The organism is Streptomyces sp. NPDC002138 (assembly GCF_040296485.1).
Classification (GTDB): Bacteria; Actinomycetota; Actinomycetes; order Streptomycetales; family Streptomycetaceae; genus Streptomyces.
Genome location: NZ_JBEOXE010000055.1, coordinates 17,407 through 33,148 on the forward strand (window position 1 = coordinate 17,407; position 15,742 = coordinate 33,148).

Consider the following 15,742-nt stretch of genomic DNA (forward strand, 5'->3'; position numbering starts at 1 on the left):
GGGGGTGCGCCCCCGGCCCCCCTCACCGCCCTCGGCGGGCGCTTCGCCGCCGCGCCGCCCTCAACCACCGGCCAAGCCGGATTCCCCCCGCCGACCGGGCAGACGGGCTCGCCCTCAAACGCCGGGCGGGCTGAATTTCCCGCGGCGAAGTGAGCCGCCCCCGGCAGGTCCGGCCTCCGGCAGGCCCTCAAACGCCGGGCAGGCTGGAATTCCCGCGGCGAAGTGAGCCGCCCTCGGCAGGTCCGGCCTCCGGCGGGCCCTCAAACGCCGGGCAGGCTGGAATTGCGCTGCGCGCAATCAGCACCACGTCCCACCGGACCCCCGCACGCTGCACTCGCAGCGGTCACAAAACCAGCCCGCCCGGCGATTGAGGGCGCCACCACCCACGGACGGCCACGCCGAGCGCCACACCCAGCCCGCCCGGCGAATGAGGGCAGCACCCCGGCCGCGGGGGCCCACGCGGCCGCGCAAAACCAGCCCGCCCGGCGTTTGAGGACAACACCCTGGGCGGGGCCCCGGGGCAGGGGCGGGGGCGCGGCTAGGTCGGGAGGTGGTCCAGGCGGCGGAGAATGATGCCCTCGCGCAGGGCCCAAGGGCAGATTTCCAGGTCGTCCACGCCCAGGAGATCCATGGCCGCCTCCGCGACCATCGCTCCGGCGAGGAGCTGCCCGGCACGCCCCTCCGAGACGCCCGGAAGCGCGGCCCGCTGGGTCGTGGTCATCTCCGCCAGCCGCGGAACCCACTCCTCCAGTGACTTGCGGCTCAGCCCGCGCTGGACGAACAGACCGTCCGCCGAGCGGGCCGCCCCCGCGATCCTGGCCAGCTGCCGGAAGGTCTTGGACGTGGCCACGACATGGTTCGGCGCCCCCGACCGGCTGAATTCGCCGACCGTCCGCGCGATCTGGGCCCGTACGTGCCGACGCAGGGCCCTGACGTCCGCCGGGGCCGGCGGATCACCCGGCAGCCACCCCGCGGTGAGGCGGCCCGCGCCGAGCGGCAGGGACACCGCCGTGTCGGGGTCCTCGTCGATGCCGGAGGCGATCTCCAGGGAGCCCCCGCCGATGTCGAGCACCATCAGTTTGCCCGCCGACCAGCCGAACCAGCGCCGTACGGCCAGGAACGTCAGCCGGGCCTCGTCCGCACCGCTGAGTACCTGGAGGTCGACGCCGGTCTCCTCGCGGACCCGGGTCAGCACCTCGTCGGCGTTCGTCGCCTCCCGCACCGCGCTGGTCGCGAAGGGCAGGACGTCCTCGCAGCCCTTGTCCTCGGCGGCCTGGGCCGCGCCCGCGATCACCGCGACGAGCCGCTCCACGCCTTCGGGGCTGACCGCGCCGCGCTCGTCGAGCAGCTCCGCCAGGCGCAGTTCCGCCTTGTGCGAGTGCGCGGGCTGGGGGCGCGCGCCGGGGTGCGCGTCGACCACCAGCAGGTGGACCGTGTTCGAACCCACGTCAAGGACACCGAGTCTCATACGCGAAACGCTACTGGGCCGAACGCGTAGGGGTGACGTAAGGGGCGCTTAGGCTTGGGTTTGTGCCCAATACGAAGAAGGCCAGCAAGATCAAGCCCCCCAAGAAGACCGGCAAGAAGAGCGCGACGGACGAGGTCGGGCTCGACTTCGCCCGGGCCTGGGTGGAGTTCCCGGACCCGGCCGATGACGAGCAGGTCTTCCGCTGTGACCTGACCTGGCTCACCTCCCGCTGGACCTGCATCTTCGGCAGCGGCTGCCAGGGCATCCAGGCGGGCCGGGCGGACGACGGCTGCTGCACGCTCGGCGCGCACTTCTCCGACGAGGACGACGAGAAGCGGGTCGCCGAGAACGTGGCCCGGCTGACGCCGGAGCTGTGGCAGTTCCACGACGTGGGCACCGAGACGGGCTGGGTGCAGAAGGACGAGGACGGTGAGCGGCAGACCCGCAGGTGGGAAGGGTCGTGCATCTTCCAGAACCGGCCCGGTTTCGCGGCGGGCGCGGGCTGTTCGCTGCACATCCTGGCGCTCCGGGAGGGCCAGGAGCCGCTGGAGACGAAGCCGGACGTGTGCTGGCAGCTGCCGGTCCGCCGGACGTACGAGTGGATCGACCGGCCGGACGACACCAAGGTGCTCCAGGTGTCGATCGGCGAGTACGACCGGCGCGGCTGGGGCCCGGGCGGCCACGACCTGCACTGGTGGTGCACATCGGCGACGTCCGCGCACGGCGCGGGTGACCCGGTGTACGTGACCTACCGGCCCGAGCTGACGGAGCTGATGGGCGCGCCGGGCTACGAGGCGCTGGTGAAGCTGTGCGAGGCGCGGCTGGCGTCGGCGCTGCCGATGGCCCCGCACCCGGCGGACCCGCCGGCCAAGAAGAAGTAGTTCTCAGGAGGAAGCGGAAGGGGCGGGGTCCGGCGTCGGGGAAACCGTTCCCTCTGACGGGGTCGGCGTCGGGCTCGGGCTCGGCGTGGGCGTCGCGGGGGGCGTCGGGGTCGGGGTCGGAGTGGGCGTCGCGGGCGGCGTCGGCGTCGGGTCCGCGGGCGGGGTCGGGGTGGGCTGCGGGACCGGGCGGCCGCGTCCGGAGATCGAGACCATCGCGCCGCTCGGGTCCACGCCGACCCGGGCGGTCCAGGCACCCACGGGCTGGGCCTCGGGATCCACGGTGACCCTCAGGGTGACCGATTCTCCTGGGGCCAGCGTGCCCGCGGTACGGCTCGCGCGCAGCCAGGGGGCGTCCGTCCAGAGCCGCCAGTCGACGGGGGCGCCACCGGACGCGGTGAGCTCGAGGAAGGTGACCCCGGAGCTGGAGGCGGCGCTCACGGTGAGCCGGCCCGGGGCGCCGGATCCGGTGGGGCTCGGCGGGGCGCCGGAGCTGATCACCTCCACGGACACGTCCGGTGCCTGGCTGCCTTCGGTGAAGCGGGGTTCGGCGCCGGTGGTGCGGGTGTTGCCCGCGTTCTCGTAGGCGGCGTAGGGGTGGCCGTCCACGTGGGGCGGGATCTGCAGCTCGCTCGCGGAGATGCGGGTGCCGGCGGCGCCGGCCGCCTCGCCGGTGCTGGGGGCGCCCCGGTACGCGGCCCAGAGGGCCAGGACCGGCGCCGCGACCACGGTGGCGACGACGGTGGTGGTGACGGCCCGGGCCCGGATCCGGTCGCGGCGGGCCGCGCGGTCCTTGGGGTCGAGGGGGAAGCCGGTCCGGGCGAACCGCGGGGCTCCGGCGCGGCCGCGGACGCGGGCGGAGCGCAGCATCGCGGTGTGCACTCCGCTGCGGGGGGCCGGGACGAGCGGGAGGGCTCCCGTGCCGACGCCGCCGGAGCCGGGCCAGGGGGCGCCCGCGCCGACGCGTTCGGCGGCGCGGCGGCAGCGCGGACAGTCGTCGACGTGGCGGACGAGTTCGGCGCGCAGCGTGGTGGAGAGCAGCACCTGGCTGTCCCCGGTGAGCCGGGAGACGGCGGGGCAGTTGCCGGTCTCGACGACGGCGAGGGCGGCGCGGGTGCGCTCGACCTCGCAGGCGGCGCCGGTGAGCAGGTCGCGGGCGGCGGTGGCGGGGGTGCCGAGGACGGCGGCGAGTTCGCTGACGGTCAGGCGGTGGCGGACGGCGAGTTCGAGGGCCTCGCGCTGCTCGGGGGTGGTCCCGGCGGCCTCGGGCCAGGCGAGGCGGGCCAGCTCGGTGCGGCGGTACGCGCTGACGTCGAGGGTGTCGGCGGGCGGCGCGGGCGGCGGCGCGGAGCCGTCGGCGCCCCCGGGGGTGAGGAGCGCGTCCATGGGCTCCGGACCCGGCGCGTGACCGCTCGCGGTGTGCGCGGGCGTACGCCGGGCGGTGTGTGCGCCTCCCGGGGCGTGCCGGGTGCGCCGCTGTTCGGCGAGCCTGCGCAGGCAGGCCCAGCGGGCGAGGGCGTAGAGCCAGGCCCGGCGCTCGCCCTCGTCCGGACAGCGGCCGGGGTGCCGCTCGGCCACGGCCAGTACCTCGCCCAGTACCTCGGTGGCGGTGTCGTGGTCGCAGAGGACGGACAGGCAGTACGTGAACAGGCCGTCGAGGTACGGCTCGTGACGGAAGGGGGGCGCGTGCTCCCCCTCGGGGAACGTGCGCCCGTGCGCCCGGTGTGCGCCGGTGCGTGTCGCGGGGTCGGTCTGGTTTCTGCTGTTCACCTCGTGACCGTAGGCGGCGCGCCGGTGACGGCCCGGAAGCCTTCAGCACTTTTAGCCCTTACGGGTGAAAAGATCGTGTCGCTGCTGACCGCCGCACTGACGCCGCCCCTGCCGGCCCCCGTGGCCGTACGCGGCCGTCCGCGGCCGTTCGCGGCCGCCCCCGCCGGGGGTGTCGGTGGTGGCCGTTACCGTTGGCGCCATGGCAGCAGCCCGTACAACCCGTTCATCCGCCAAGGACCGGCCGTCCTACCGCTGTACCGAATGCGGCTGGACCACCGCGAAGTGGCTCGGCCGGTGCCCCGAGTGCCAGGCCTGGGGGACGGTCGAGGAGACGGGCGCGCCCGCCGTGCGGACCACCGCGGCCGGCCGCGTGTCCACCGCCGCCGTGCCCATCGGCCAGGTCGACGGGCGCCAGGCGACCGCCCGCTCCACCGGGGTCGACGAGCTGGACCGGGTGCTCGGCGGCGGCCTCGTACCGGGGGCCGTGGCCCTGCTCGCCGGAGAGCCCGGCGTCGGCAAGTCCACCCTCCTCCTGGACGTCGCGGCGAAGGCGTCGAGCGAGCAGCACCGCACCCTCTACGTCACGGGCGAGGAGTCGGCGAGCCAGGTGCGGCTGCGCGCCGACCGGATCAAGGCCCTCAGCGACCACCTCTACCTCGCGGCCGAGACGGACCTGTCGGCGGTGCTCGGGCACCTGGACGCGGTGAAGCCGTCCCTGCTGATCCTGGACTCCGTACAGACCATCGCCTCCCCCGAGATCGACGGCGCGCCCGGCGGCATGGCCCAGGTCCGCGAAGTCGCCGGCGCGCTGATCCGCGCGTCCAAGGAGCGCGGCATGTCCACGCTGCTCGTCGGCCACGTCACCAAGGACGGCGCGATCGCCGGTCCGCGGCTGCTGGAGCACCTCGTCGACGTCGTGCTGAGCTTCGAGGGCGACCGGCACGCGCGGCTGCGGCTCGTGCGCGGCATCAAGAACCGGTACGGCGCGACCGACGAGGTCGGCTGCTTCGAGCTGCACGACGAGGGGATCACCGGGCTCGCCGACCCGAGCGGGCTGTTCCTGACCCGGCGCGCGGAGGCGGTGCCGGGCACCTGTCTGACGGTGACGCTGGAGGGCAAGCGGCCGCTGGTCGCCGAGGTGCAGGCGCTGACCGTCGACTCGCAGATCCCCTCGCCCCGGCGGACCACCTCCGGGCTGGAGACCTCCCGGGTCTCGATGATGCTGGCCGTGCTGGAGCAGCGCGGGCGGATCACCGCCCTCGGCAAGCGCGACATCTACACCGCGACGGTGGGCGGCGTGAAGCTGACCGAGCCCGCCGCCGACCTGGCCGTGGCGCTGGCGCTGGCCTCGGCCGCCAGCGACGTACCGCTGCCGAAGAACCTCGTCGCGATCGGGGAGGTCGGGCTGGCCGGTGAGGTGCGGCGGGTGACGGGCGTACAGCGCAGGCTCTCCGAGGCCCACCGGCTCGGTTTCACGCACGCCCTGGTGCCGGCCGATCCGGGCAAGGTGCCCGCGGGGATGAAGGTCATCGAGGTGGCCGACATGGGGGACGCGCTGCGGGTGCTGCCGCGCGGCCGGAGCCGCACCCCCGCCAAGGACGGCGGGTAAGGCGCTGGTCAGGGGGCCCGTCCGGGGAGGGTCGGCGGGCGTACTGGCCAAGCCACGGCGGGGGTGTGGCGCGCGCCGGTAGACTTTGTGCTGGTCCGCCCGGCCGTACGCACTCCCATGTGCCCGTGGTGCGGGGCGGCGCAACCCGCGACCGGAGGAGTGCAGTGGCAGCCAAGGACGGGGCAGCAGCATCCGGGAAGTCCGGCGCAGGCAGCAAGCAGGAGGCCCTGATGAGGGCCTCGCTCAGCGCGGTCGCACCTGGTCAGCAGCTGCGTGACGGCCTGGAGCGGATCCTGCGCGGGAACACGGGCGGTCTGATCGTTCTCGGTATGGACAAGAGCGTCGAGGCGATGTGCACCGGCGGTTTCGTGCTGGACGTGGAGTTCACGGCGACCAGGCTGCGCGAGCTGTGCAAGCTCGACGGGGCTCTCATCGTGGACAAGGACATCACCAAGATCCTCCGGGCGGGCGTCCAGCTGGTGCCGGACGCGTCGATCCCCACGGAGGAGACGGGCACCCGGCACCGGACCGCGGACCGCGTCTCCAAGCAGTGCAACTTCCCGGTCGTGTCGGTCTCGCAGTCGATGCGGCTGATCGCGCTGTACGTCGACGGCGAGCGGCGCGTGCTGGAGGAGTCCGGGGCGATCCTGTCCCGGGCGAACCAGGCGCTGGCCACGCTGGAGCGGTACAAGCTGCGGCTCGACGAGGTCGCGGGCACGCTGTCGGCGCTGGAGATCGAGGACCTGGTGACGGTCCGCGACGTCACGGCGGTCGCGCAGCGGCTGGAGATGGTGCGGCGGATCGCGACCGAGATCGCCGAGTACGTGGTGGAGCTGGGCACCGACGGGCGGCTGCTGTCGCTCCAGCTGGACGAGCTGACGGTCGGGATCGAGCAGGAGCGCGAGCTGGTCATCCGGGACTACGTGCCGGAGCCGACGGCGAAGCGTTCCCGCACGGTGGACGAGGCGCTGGCCGAGCTGGATTCCCTCACGCACGCGGAGCTGCTGGAGCTGGCGACGGTGGCGCGGGGGCTGGGGTACACGGGCTCGCCCGAGACCCTGGACTCGGCCGTGTCGCCCCGCGGGTACCGGCTGCTGGCGAAGGTGCCGCGGCTGCCGGGGGCGATCATCGAGCGGCTCGTGGAGCATTTCGGGGGGCTGCAGAAGCTGCTGGCTGCCAGTGTGGACGACCTGCAGACCGTCGACGGGGTCGGGGAGGCGCGGGCTCGGTCCGTGCGGGAAGGGCTGTCGCGGCTGGCGGAGTCCTCGATCCTGGAACGGTACGTCTAGCCGACGCCTCTGCGCCCCGCCCGCCCCAAGTGGCCCGACGCCACACCCGCCCGGCGGGAGCGGCCCGGCCCCGCCCGCACCCTGCGGCCCGCCCGGGGGGCAGCCCGGCCCCGTCCGCGACCTGCGGGGCCGCCCGCCCTCCGGGGGCGCCTCAAACGCCGGCGAGGCTGGGAGTGGACCCGCGCCACACCCGCCCGGCGGGAGCGGCCCGGCCCCGTCCACGACCCGCGGGCCGCCCGCCCTCCGGGGGCGCCTCAAACGCCGGCGGGGCTGGGGGTGGGACCGCGCCGTACCGCCCGGCGGGGGCGGGTCGGTGGGTCCGCCCAACTCAGCCCGCGCAGGCTCGGGCGACCGCAACCAAATCCAGCCCGCCCGGCGATTGAGGGCACCCACCCGATCCGCCGCGCCCAGCCCGATCAAGCCTGCCCGGCGATTGAGGGCAGGGCCCGGGGTCAGTCCTGCTTCAGGACGAACGACGTGCGGGCCACCGGCATGCCGGGAGACTTGACCTCGACCACGTACGTGTCGGCCACCGCACTCCCCGCCGGAGGCGTCTGGCACTGGGACGGCGCGCTGAACTTCCGGTCCCATTCCAGGACCTGCGTCGTCTCGCCGTTCGCCGGCAGCCGGTAGAAGAGGTTGCCCGCTCCCGTCGGGCAGTCCGATGAGGACCACACGGACTTGCCCGTGGTCGCCTGAGTGATGCTCAGGACCGCCTGCTTGGGGCCGAGGTCCACCTTGCACGTGGTGCCGGAGACGTTGCGCGCGAGGAGTTCGAGACGGGGGCGTTCGCTCGGCTCGTACTCGTTCTTGGTGCTCCGGACCTCCCACTGCAGCGCACTGGGCGCACACGTGGGAAGCGGCGAGTCCGCCGGGACCTGGCCGGGACCGGAGGACGACGCACCGCCCGCACCGGCCGAACCGGCCCCGCCCGGCTCGCCGTTCTTACCGGTACCCGCACCGGCACCCGCGCCACCCGCACCGGCACCCGCCGCCGTACCGCCGTGGTCACCGCCCGTCGCACCGCCCGCGCCCGACTCGTCGCGCCCGCCCGGGGCCTGACTGATCGCCGGCCCGGATCCCGGCGCGCCGGGGGTGATCGAGGCAGCGGGGTGCGGCCCGCCGCCCCCCTTGCCGTTCTGACTGGTCTTGCCCCCACCGGAACTGACGGTCCATACGGCGAGGAGCGCCAGCAGCGCGGCGACGGACGCCAGAACGGCCCTCCGTCGCCAGTAGATGGAGGAGGGGAGCGGCCCGACCGGATTGCGCAGAGATCCCACGGAGGGAACTTTACGAGAGTCCGGGGCGCGATCCGTGCCCCACATGCCGCACATCCGGCACGTTTTGGCGATGATCATCCCGCTGCGCCGACCGGGGAGGGCCATCAGGACCAAGGGGCGAGCCAGGGGCTGATGCCGCGATTGGTCCGTATTGCGTACTGTCGGGCGAATGGACAGCTCCGACCTCTACCGCGACATCACCGGCTTCGCGCACTCCACCCCCGGCTGGGTGCAGCACCTCGCCGAGATCTGGACGAAGAACGGGCTGCTCGTCTTCGGGCTGCTCTTCGTGCTCGTGTGGTGGCGCGCCCGGACCCGCGGCGACCGCGCGGTGGCCCTGGCCGTCCTCGCGCCGCTCGCCACCGCCGCCGCGTACGTCGCCTCCGAGGCCGTGAAGGCCACCGTGCACGAGGACCGGCCCTGCCGGGCGGTCCCCGGCGCGCTCGCCCCGCTGGTCAGGTGCCCGGCGCCCGGCGACTGGTCGTTCCCCAGCAACCACTCCGTGATCGCGGGCGCCGCCGCCGTCGCGCTCGCCCTGGCCGTGCGCCGGCTCGCGCTGCTCACCGTGCCGCTGGCGCTGCTGATGGCCTTCTCCCGGGTCTTCGTCGGCGTGCACTACCCGCACGACGTGGCGATGGGCCTGCTGCTGGGGGCCTCGGTGGGCGTCCTGGTGGTCCTCGCGCTCACCGGCGCCATCCATCGGATCATCCGATCGGCGCGGACCAGCGGGGTCCGCGCCGCCGTCCTGTTCACCGGTCCGGGGCCCGCGCCCGAGGGGTGAATCGTGCCAGGATGCCCTTGCCATGACTGCATCCCCCGAATCCCCCGCCCTGTCCGAGACGCCGTCCGAGGTGCCGTCCGAGGCGCCCGCCGCACCCGGCGCCGAGACCGCCCGCGCGCTGCACTCCCCCGTCATCGCCTGGTTCCGCGAGAACGCCCGCGACCTGCCCTGGCGTCGCCCCGAAGCCGGCCCCTGGGGCGTCATGGTCAGCGAGTTCATGCTCCAGCAGACCCCGGTCGCCCGGGTGCTGCCGGTGTACGAGCAGTGGCTGGCCCGCTGGCCCCGCCCGGCCGATCTGGCCGCCGAGGCGCCCGGTGAGGCCGTCCGCGCCTGGGGCCGCCTCGGCTATCCGCGCCGGGCGCTGCGGCTGCACGGCGCGGCCGTCGCCATAACGGAACGGCACGGGGGCGACGTACCGAGGGAGCACGACCGGCTGCTCTCGCTGCCCGGCATCGGCGAGTACACCGCGGCGGCCGTGGCCTCCTTCGCCTACGGACAGCGGCACGCGGTGCTCGACACGAACGTGCGCCGGGTCTTCGCCCGGACCGCGACCGGCGTCGAGTACCCGCCGAACGCCACCACCGCCGCCGAGCGGCGCCTGGCCCGCGCGCTGCTGCCCGAGGACGAGGAGACGGCGGCCGGCTGGGCGGCGGCCTCCATGGAGCTGGGCGCGCTGGTGTGCACCGCGAAGAACCCGGACTGCGCGCGCTGCCCGGTGGCCGGGCTGTGCGCCTGGAGGCTGGCGGGCAAGCCGCCCCACGAGGGTCCGCCGCGGCGCGGGCAGACGTACGCCGGTACCGACCGGCAGGTGCGCGGCCGGCTGCTGGCCGTGCTGCGCGAGGCGACCGGGCCGGTCCCGCGGGCCGCGCTGGACGCCGTGTGGGACGAGCCCGTGCAGCGGGCGCGGGCGCTGGACGGGCTGGTGGCCGACGGCCTCGTCGAGCCGCTGGGGGGCGAGGAGGGAGGCCCCGGAGCGGCGCTCGCGACCGCCTACCGGCTCCCGCTCGGCTGACGCCCGCATTCCGTTTGTGTCGGTGAAACCCCAGCTCACGGGCGCTGTTACACAACCTATGGACAGCCGTGTTCCCACCGAAGGCTGACCCGCACAGTGCCGTGACAACCGCTCCGTACCTTCGGTTCCAGAAGCGCAGGGCGAAGAGCGGTAAACGGGCGGAGGCGGTCTGAGATGGCGCACGGCGAGGTACTCGAATTCGAAGAGTACGTACGCACTCGGCAGGACGCGCTGCTGCGCAGTGCCCGTCGCCTGGTCCCGGACCCCACCGACGCGCAGGACCTCCTGCAGACCGCCCTCGTCCGCACCTACGGCCGCTGGGACGGCATCGCCGACAAGTCCCTCGCCGATGCCTACCTGCGCCGCGTCATGATCAACACGCGGACCGAGTGGTGGCGCGCCCGCAAGCTCGAAGAGGTCCCCACCGAGCAGCTCCCGGACGCCAGCGTCGAGGACGGCGCCGAACAGCGCGCCGACCGCGCCCTGCTGATGGACATTCTGAAGGTGCTCGCGCCCAAGCAGCGCAGCGTGGTCGTGCTGCGACACTGGGAACAGATGAGCACCGAGGAGACGGCCGCGGCGCTCGGCATGTCGGCCGGTACCGTGAAGAGCACGCTGCACCGTGCCCTGGCACGCCTGCGCCAGGAGCTGGAGAGCCGGGACCTGGACATGCGCGCGCTGGAACGCGGTGACCACACCACGCGGTACGAGGGGCGGGAGCGGTGCGCGGCCTAACAGGCCTCCGGGGCAGGAGCCCGCTGGTACTGATGTCGACGGGGATGGTCATCCTCGTCGGCACTGTGCTGTTCGCGGTCGGCTGCTCCACCGGTGGGACCGGGCTGCGGGACGGCGGCCCGGCGCGCACCGAGTCCGTGTCGAAGACCGCGCCGCCCACCCCGGCCGGGCAGCCCTCCCCCTCGGCGGCCTTCAAGAAGGTGCAGGACGTGGTGGCCCTGGTGAAGGGCGACCCGAAGGTCAGCGACGCGGTCAAGAAGGACCTCAAGCCCTGCTCGGGCAAGGAATATCCGGTCGACGTCAGCTACGGGAAGGTCACCGGGGGCACCGAGCCGGACGTGGTCGTCAACATCCTGTCCTGCGCGGACGCGATCGGCGTGGGCACCTACGTGTACAAGCAGGACGGCGCGAAGTACGAGAATGTGTTCTCGGACGAGGCGCCGCCCGTCTACGCGGAGATCGACCGGGGCGACCTGGTGGTGAGCAAGCCGATCTACGTCAAGACCGAGGCGTACGCCACCGGCGAGGACGTGATCACCTACCGCTGGAACGGCGAGAGGTTCACCGAGCACGACCGCGTCCACTCGGAGTACAGCAACGTGGTCGGGGGCGGGAACCAGCCCGCCCCGGCCGTGACAGCACCGAAGAACTGAGAACCGAGAACTGAGGCGGACGGGTATGGCCGAGACCCACGTGCTGTTCGTGGAGGACGACGACGTCATCCGTGAGGCCACGACCCTGGCGCTGGAGCGCGACGGGTTCGTGGTCACCGCGATGCCCGACGGGCTGTCCGGCCTGGAGTCCTTCCGGGCGGACCGGCCGGACATCGCGCTGCTCGACGTGATGGTCCCCGGCATGGACGGCGTCAGCCTCTGCCGCCGGATCCGCGACGAGTCGACCGTTCCCGTCATCATGCTGTCGGCGCGCGCCGACTCGATCGACGTGGTGCTCGGCCTGGAGGCGGGCGCCGACGACTACGTCACCAAGCCCTTCGACGGCTCGGTCCTGGTCGCCCGCATCCGCGCGGTCCTGCGCCGCTTCGGTCACGCGGGCGGCCCGAACGGCGGAGGCTCCGGCTCCGACGGGGACCCGGACGGGGAGCGCGGCGTGCTGTCCTTCGGCGACCTGGAAGTCGACACCGAGGGCATGGAGGTCCGCAAGGCCGGGGCGTCGGTGGCACTGACCCCGACCGAGATGCGCCTGCTGCTGGAGTTCTCCTCGGCTCCCGGCACCGTCCTGTCCCGGGACCGGCTGCTGGAGCGGGTCTGGGACTACGACTGGGGCGGCGACACCCGGGTCGTCGACGTCCACGTCCAGCGGCTGCGCACCAAGATCGGACAGGACCGGATCGAGACGGTCCGGGGCTTCGGATACAAGCTGAAGGCATGAGGAGCTTCACCTTCCGCACCGGCATCCGCTGGAAGATCACCCTCGCCATCGCGGCCGTGGGCGCGCTCACCGCGCTCGCGCTGAGCCTGGTGGTGCACAGCGCTGCCCGGGTGTCGATGCTGGAGAGCGCGCGCGACGCCCAGCTGGAGCGCGTGCAGTTCATCTCGCGCAACGCCGAGTCCGGGCGCAAGCCGTTCATGGGCGCCAAGCTCAACGACCCGGAACTGCCGGCCGACCTGCGGGAGAAGGCGCGTTCGGGGCGGCGCGGCACCTACGTCCAGGACAAGGCGAGCGGGGTCACGGAGGTCTGGGCCGCCGTACCGCTCGGCAACGGACAGGTGCTGTCGCTGCACTCGCCGTTCCAGCAGAGCGCGAACATGCTGAAGGACCTGGACCGGGCCCTGGTCGTCGGGTCGCTCGCGGTCGTCATCGGCGGCTCCGCCCTCGGCGTCCTCATCGGCGGCCAGATCTCCCGGCGGCTGCGCAAGGCGGCCGCGGCCGCCGGGCGGGTCGCGCTCGGTGATCCCCAGGTGCGGGTGCGCGACGCGGTCGGCGGGGTGGTCCGGGACGAGACCGACGACCTCGCGCGGGCCGTGGACGCCATGGCGGACACCCTCCAGCAGCGGCTGGAGGCCGAGCGCCGGGTGACCGCGGACATCGCGCACGAGCTGCGCACCCCGGTGACGGGCCTGCTCACGGCCGCGGAACTGCTGCCGCCGGGGCGGCCGACCGAGCTGGTGCGCGACCGGGCGCAGGCGATGCGGGTGCTGGTCGAGGACGTACTGGAGGTGGCCCGGCTGGACAGCGCGTCCGAGCGGGCGGAGCTCCAGGACGTGGCGCTGGGCGAGTTCGTCGGCCGCCGGGTGGCGTCGCTGATGCCGGAGGCGACCGTACGGATCGTGGCGGACGAGATCGTGAACACGGACCCGCGGCGCCTGGAGCGGATCCTGGGCAATCTCCTCGCCAACGCGGCGCGGTACGGGCGCCCCCCGATCCAGGTGGACGTCGAGGGCCGGGTCGTGCGCGTGCGGGACCACGGGCCCGGTTTCCCGGAGGCACTGCTGCGCGAGGGGCCGAGCCGGTTCCGGACCGGTTCGACGGACCGCGCGGGCGTGGGACACGGGCTGGGCCTGACGATCGCGGCGGGTCAGGCGCGGGTACTGGGCGCCCGGCTCACGTTCCGAAACGTCGCGGCTCCGGGCGGAGTTGAGCACGAGGGCGCGGCGGCGGGCGCGGTGGCGGTGCTGTGGCTGCCGGAGCACGCGCCGACGGCGACGGGCAGCTTCCCGGTCATCCAGCTGCCGGGCTGAGCCCCTCCCGCGCGGTCCAGCTGCCCTCCGGCCTGTCTGGCCGGGCCGTCGATGTTTTAACATCCGTGCCATGACTGACGGTACGGATCGCCCGAACAGCCCCCAGCCCGGCCCCGCGAACGCGAGCGGCACCGGGAACGGGAACGGTGGCTACGGCTATCCGTCGGCCCCGGAGGCGGGCGGGCCGGGAGGCGCGGCCGGGTACGGCTATCCCCAGGCGCCCGCGCCGGGCGGGTACGGCTATCCGCAGAGCGGGCAGCCCAACCCGTACCAGCAGGACCCCGTCCAGCCGGGCCCGTACCCGCCGGGCGGCTACCCGCAGGGTTCGCAGGACGGCTTCCCCGCGCCCGAGCAGCAGCCGCTGCCCGGTCCCGCCTTCACCCCCGCGCCGCAGCCCGACTGGCAGGCGATGGCGGAGCGCTCCGACGCGGGCCGGCGCAGCAAGCGCCGCCTGATCGTCATATCCGCGGCGGTCGCCGTCTGCGCCGTGGCCGCCGCGGGCACCCTGTGGTTCATGAACGGCTCCGACGGCGAGGACCCGAAGCCCGGGCCGGTGGCCGAGGGCTCGCAGAGCCCGTCGCCCTCCTCGAGCGAGCCCGCCTGGGACGATCCGCACACCGTGCCGGGCCAGGCCACTCTGCTCCGGGACCGGACCGGCTCCACGAACATCGCGCTCGGCCCGCAGGCCGAGCAGGGCGCGGGCACCAAGCGGGGCGAGGTCCGCTTCAAGGACAACGCGAACTCCTACGCCCAGGGCGCCGGGCAGGCCGTGGACACCACCAAGAGCTTCAGCGTCTCGGCGCGCGTCTACACCTCGGCCAAGAGCGGCACCCACATGGCGGTGAGCCAGGGCGACGGGGTCTCGTACGCGTTCGAGCTGGGCCACGACACCGTGAACGGCAAGAGCGCATGGGTCTTCCGCGTCCAGAGCGGCACCGACGGAGCCGAGGCCACCACCTCGCAGGTCGCCTCGGACGGGCTGAAGACCGCGAGCGCGTGGGCGATGCTGACCGGCACCTACGACGCCACCACGAAGACCATCAAGCTGTACGTGGACGGCAAGCAGGCCGGCGAGGTGCCGGTCGCGGCCGGGATCTGGGCGGCCCCGGGCGCGATCCAGCTGGGCCGGGCGCGCCACCACGACATCTGGGCCGGCCCGTGGGCGGGCGCGATGGACAACATCCGCGTCTGGGACAGCGCGTTGACGGCCGCGCAGGTGGGAGCCGTCAAGGGCGGCAAGAGCGAGGTCAAGCCGACGCACTCGTGGCTGATCAGCTGATCAGCTGACCGGCCGCGGGGATGCCCGGGCCTCGTCTCAGAGGGTCACGCCCACCTGGCGCAGGAAGGACACCGGGTTGACCGCGGAGCCGTAGTTCGGGGTGGTGCGGATCTCGAAGTGCAGGTGCGGGCCCGTGGAATTGCCGGTGTTGCCGGACAGGGCGATCTGCTGGTCGGCGGTGACCTGCTGGCCGACCCTCACCTGGATCTTCGACAGGTGGGCGTACTGCGAGTACGTCTTGTCGGCGTGCTTGATCACGACGGCGTTGCCGTAGGCCGGACCGTCACCGGCGCCGTTCGGGCCCGCCTTGACGACGACACCGGCGTGCACGGCGTGGACCTTGGTGCCGATCGGCACCGCGAAGTCCTGGCCGGAGTGCTTGTGCGACCACAGGCTGCCGCCCTTGCCGAAGGTCGCGGACAGCGTGTACGACGCCACGGGCGCCTCCCACGCGGCCGCCTTGCCGGCGCCGGCCGCGGCCTGCGCCGTGGCCTGGGCCTCGATCAGGGCCGCAGTGCCGGTCAGGGCGGTCTGCGTCTCGTCGGCGAAGGCGGCGGTACCCGCGCCGAACACCACGGCCGCTCCGAGCCCGGTGGCGAGGACGGCGGTGCGGATGCGGTGGGTACTGGGGCTCTTCGACATGGGACGGGACCTCCGGGGACACGACGGCTGGGCACGCGCGGTGAAGCGCGACCGGCAGGCCATGGGCTGGTGGGCATGGGACGACCCGGCACGCTGAGCGGTGTGCCGGGCTGCTCCACCTTGGTAACCCGGGCCGGGCGGACTTCCCAAACCACCCGATTACTACCGCGCCTCGTAGTGGCGGAGCGGGCTCTCAGGCCTGTTGACCGGGTCCTTGCTGGGGATCGGAGCCTCCCGGAGGGCCCCTGACGTCTACGAATCCCCGTAGTACGTCCGATTTGCCCTGTGCCGCTTGTCACC

Annotated in this window: 14 protein-coding genes; 10 read left to right on the plus strand and 4 right to left on the minus strand. The window is 73.9% G+C overall.

The features are described 5' to 3' along the window. Positions 1 to 538: 538 nt before the first annotated feature. A complete protein-coding gene (locus ABT084_RS28685; RefSeq protein ID WP_351049816.1) occupies positions 539 to 1,468 on the minus strand; it encodes a Ppx/GppA family phosphatase in 930 nt (309 codons plus the stop codon). Between the two features lie 62 nt (positions 1,469 to 1,530). On the opposite strand from ABT084_RS28685, the gene ABT084_RS28690 reads away from it, so the two are divergent. Further along, positions 1,531 to 2,349, plus strand: coding sequence for a DUF3109 family protein (locus tag ABT084_RS28690; RefSeq protein ID WP_351049819.1), 819 nt, complete (start codon positions 1,531 to 1,533; stop codon positions 2,347 to 2,349). 3 nt (positions 2,350 to 2,352) lie between these two features. Here the strand turns inward: ABT084_RS28690 and ABT084_RS28695 are convergent, their stop codons facing one another. After that, positions 2,353 to 4,116, minus strand: coding sequence for a BACON domain-containing protein (locus ABT084_RS28695; RefSeq protein ID WP_351049821.1), 1,764 nt, complete (start codon positions 4,114 to 4,116; stop codon positions 2,353 to 2,355). Between the two features lie 199 nt (positions 4,117 to 4,315). Between ABT084_RS28695 and radA the strand changes: the two genes are divergently transcribed. Continuing rightward, positions 4,316 to 5,725 carry a DNA repair protein RadA gene (radA, locus tag ABT084_RS28700; protein ID WP_351049824.1) on the plus strand — a complete coding sequence of 470 codons (1,410 nt, stop codon included), beginning with the start codon at positions 4,316 to 4,318 and terminating at the stop codon, positions 5,723 to 5,725. A gap of 164 nt (positions 5,726 to 5,889) precedes the next feature. Beyond that, positions 5,890 to 7,014 (plus strand): DNA integrity scanning diadenylate cyclase DisA, encoded by a 1,125-nt coding sequence (gene disA, locus ABT084_RS28705; protein ID WP_351049827.1) that lies wholly within the window; start codon positions 5,890 to 5,892, stop codon positions 7,012 to 7,014. 452 nt (positions 7,015 to 7,466) lie between these two features. Here the strand turns inward: disA and ABT084_RS28710 are convergent, their stop codons facing one another. Continuing rightward, positions 7,467 to 8,294: a hypothetical protein gene (locus ABT084_RS28710; RefSeq protein ID WP_351049830.1), complete on the minus strand. Its 828-nt coding sequence runs from the start codon at positions 8,292 to 8,294 to the stop codon at positions 7,467 to 7,469. 169 nt (positions 8,295 to 8,463) lie between these two features. On the opposite strand from ABT084_RS28710, the gene ABT084_RS28715 reads away from it, so the two are divergent. The 7 genes from ABT084_RS28715 (at position 8,464) to ABT084_RS28745 (ending at position 14,800) form a co-directional block, all read left to right on the plus strand. Next, positions 8,464 to 9,075, plus strand: coding sequence for a phosphatase PAP2 family protein (locus ABT084_RS28715; protein WP_351049833.1), 612 nt, complete (start codon positions 8,464 to 8,466; stop codon positions 9,073 to 9,075). Between the two features lie 22 nt (positions 9,076 to 9,097). Further along, positions 9,098 to 10,087 (plus strand): iron-sulfur binding domain-containing protein, encoded by a 990-nt coding sequence (locus ABT084_RS28720; RefSeq protein WP_351049836.1) that lies wholly within the window; start codon positions 9,098 to 9,100, stop codon positions 10,085 to 10,087. A gap of 174 nt (positions 10,088 to 10,261) precedes the next feature. After that, positions 10,262 to 10,822 carry a SigE family RNA polymerase sigma factor gene (locus tag ABT084_RS28725; RefSeq protein ID WP_351049839.1) on the plus strand — a complete coding sequence of 187 codons (561 nt, stop codon included), beginning with the start codon at positions 10,262 to 10,264 and terminating at the stop codon, positions 10,820 to 10,822. 32 nt (positions 10,823 to 10,854) lie between these two features. Continuing rightward, a complete protein-coding gene (locus tag ABT084_RS28730) occupies positions 10,855 to 11,475 on the plus strand; it encodes a hypothetical protein (RefSeq protein ID WP_351049842.1) in 621 nt (206 codons plus the stop codon). A gap of 25 nt (positions 11,476 to 11,500) precedes the next feature. After that, positions 11,501 to 12,211 carry a two-component system response regulator CseB gene (gene cseB, locus ABT084_RS28735; RefSeq protein WP_351049844.1) on the plus strand — a complete coding sequence of 237 codons (711 nt, stop codon included), beginning with the start codon at positions 11,501 to 11,503 and terminating at the stop codon, positions 12,209 to 12,211. Beyond that, the gene (cseC, locus tag ABT084_RS28740; RefSeq protein WP_502969218.1) at positions 12,100 to 13,521 is read left to right on the plus strand and encodes a two-component system sensor histidine kinase CseC; all 1,422 of its coding nucleotides are present in this window, start codon (positions 12,100 to 12,102) and stop codon (positions 13,519 to 13,521) included. The genes cseB and cseC overlap by 112 nt, the downstream gene beginning before the upstream one ends. A 70-nt stretch (positions 13,522 to 13,591) precedes the next feature. Continuing rightward, positions 13,592 to 14,800 (plus strand): LamG domain-containing protein, encoded by a 1,209-nt coding sequence (locus tag ABT084_RS28745; protein ID WP_351049848.1) that lies wholly within the window; start codon positions 13,592 to 13,594, stop codon positions 14,798 to 14,800. A 36-nt stretch (positions 14,801 to 14,836) separates the two neighbouring features. On the opposite strand, the gene ABT084_RS28750 is transcribed toward ABT084_RS28745, so the two are convergent. Continuing rightward, positions 14,837 to 15,442, minus strand: a complete 606-nt coding sequence (locus tag ABT084_RS28750) for a M23 family metallopeptidase (RefSeq protein WP_351049851.1) — start codon at positions 15,440 to 15,442, stop codon at positions 14,837 to 14,839. Positions 15,443 to 15,742: the final 300 nt, after the last annotated feature.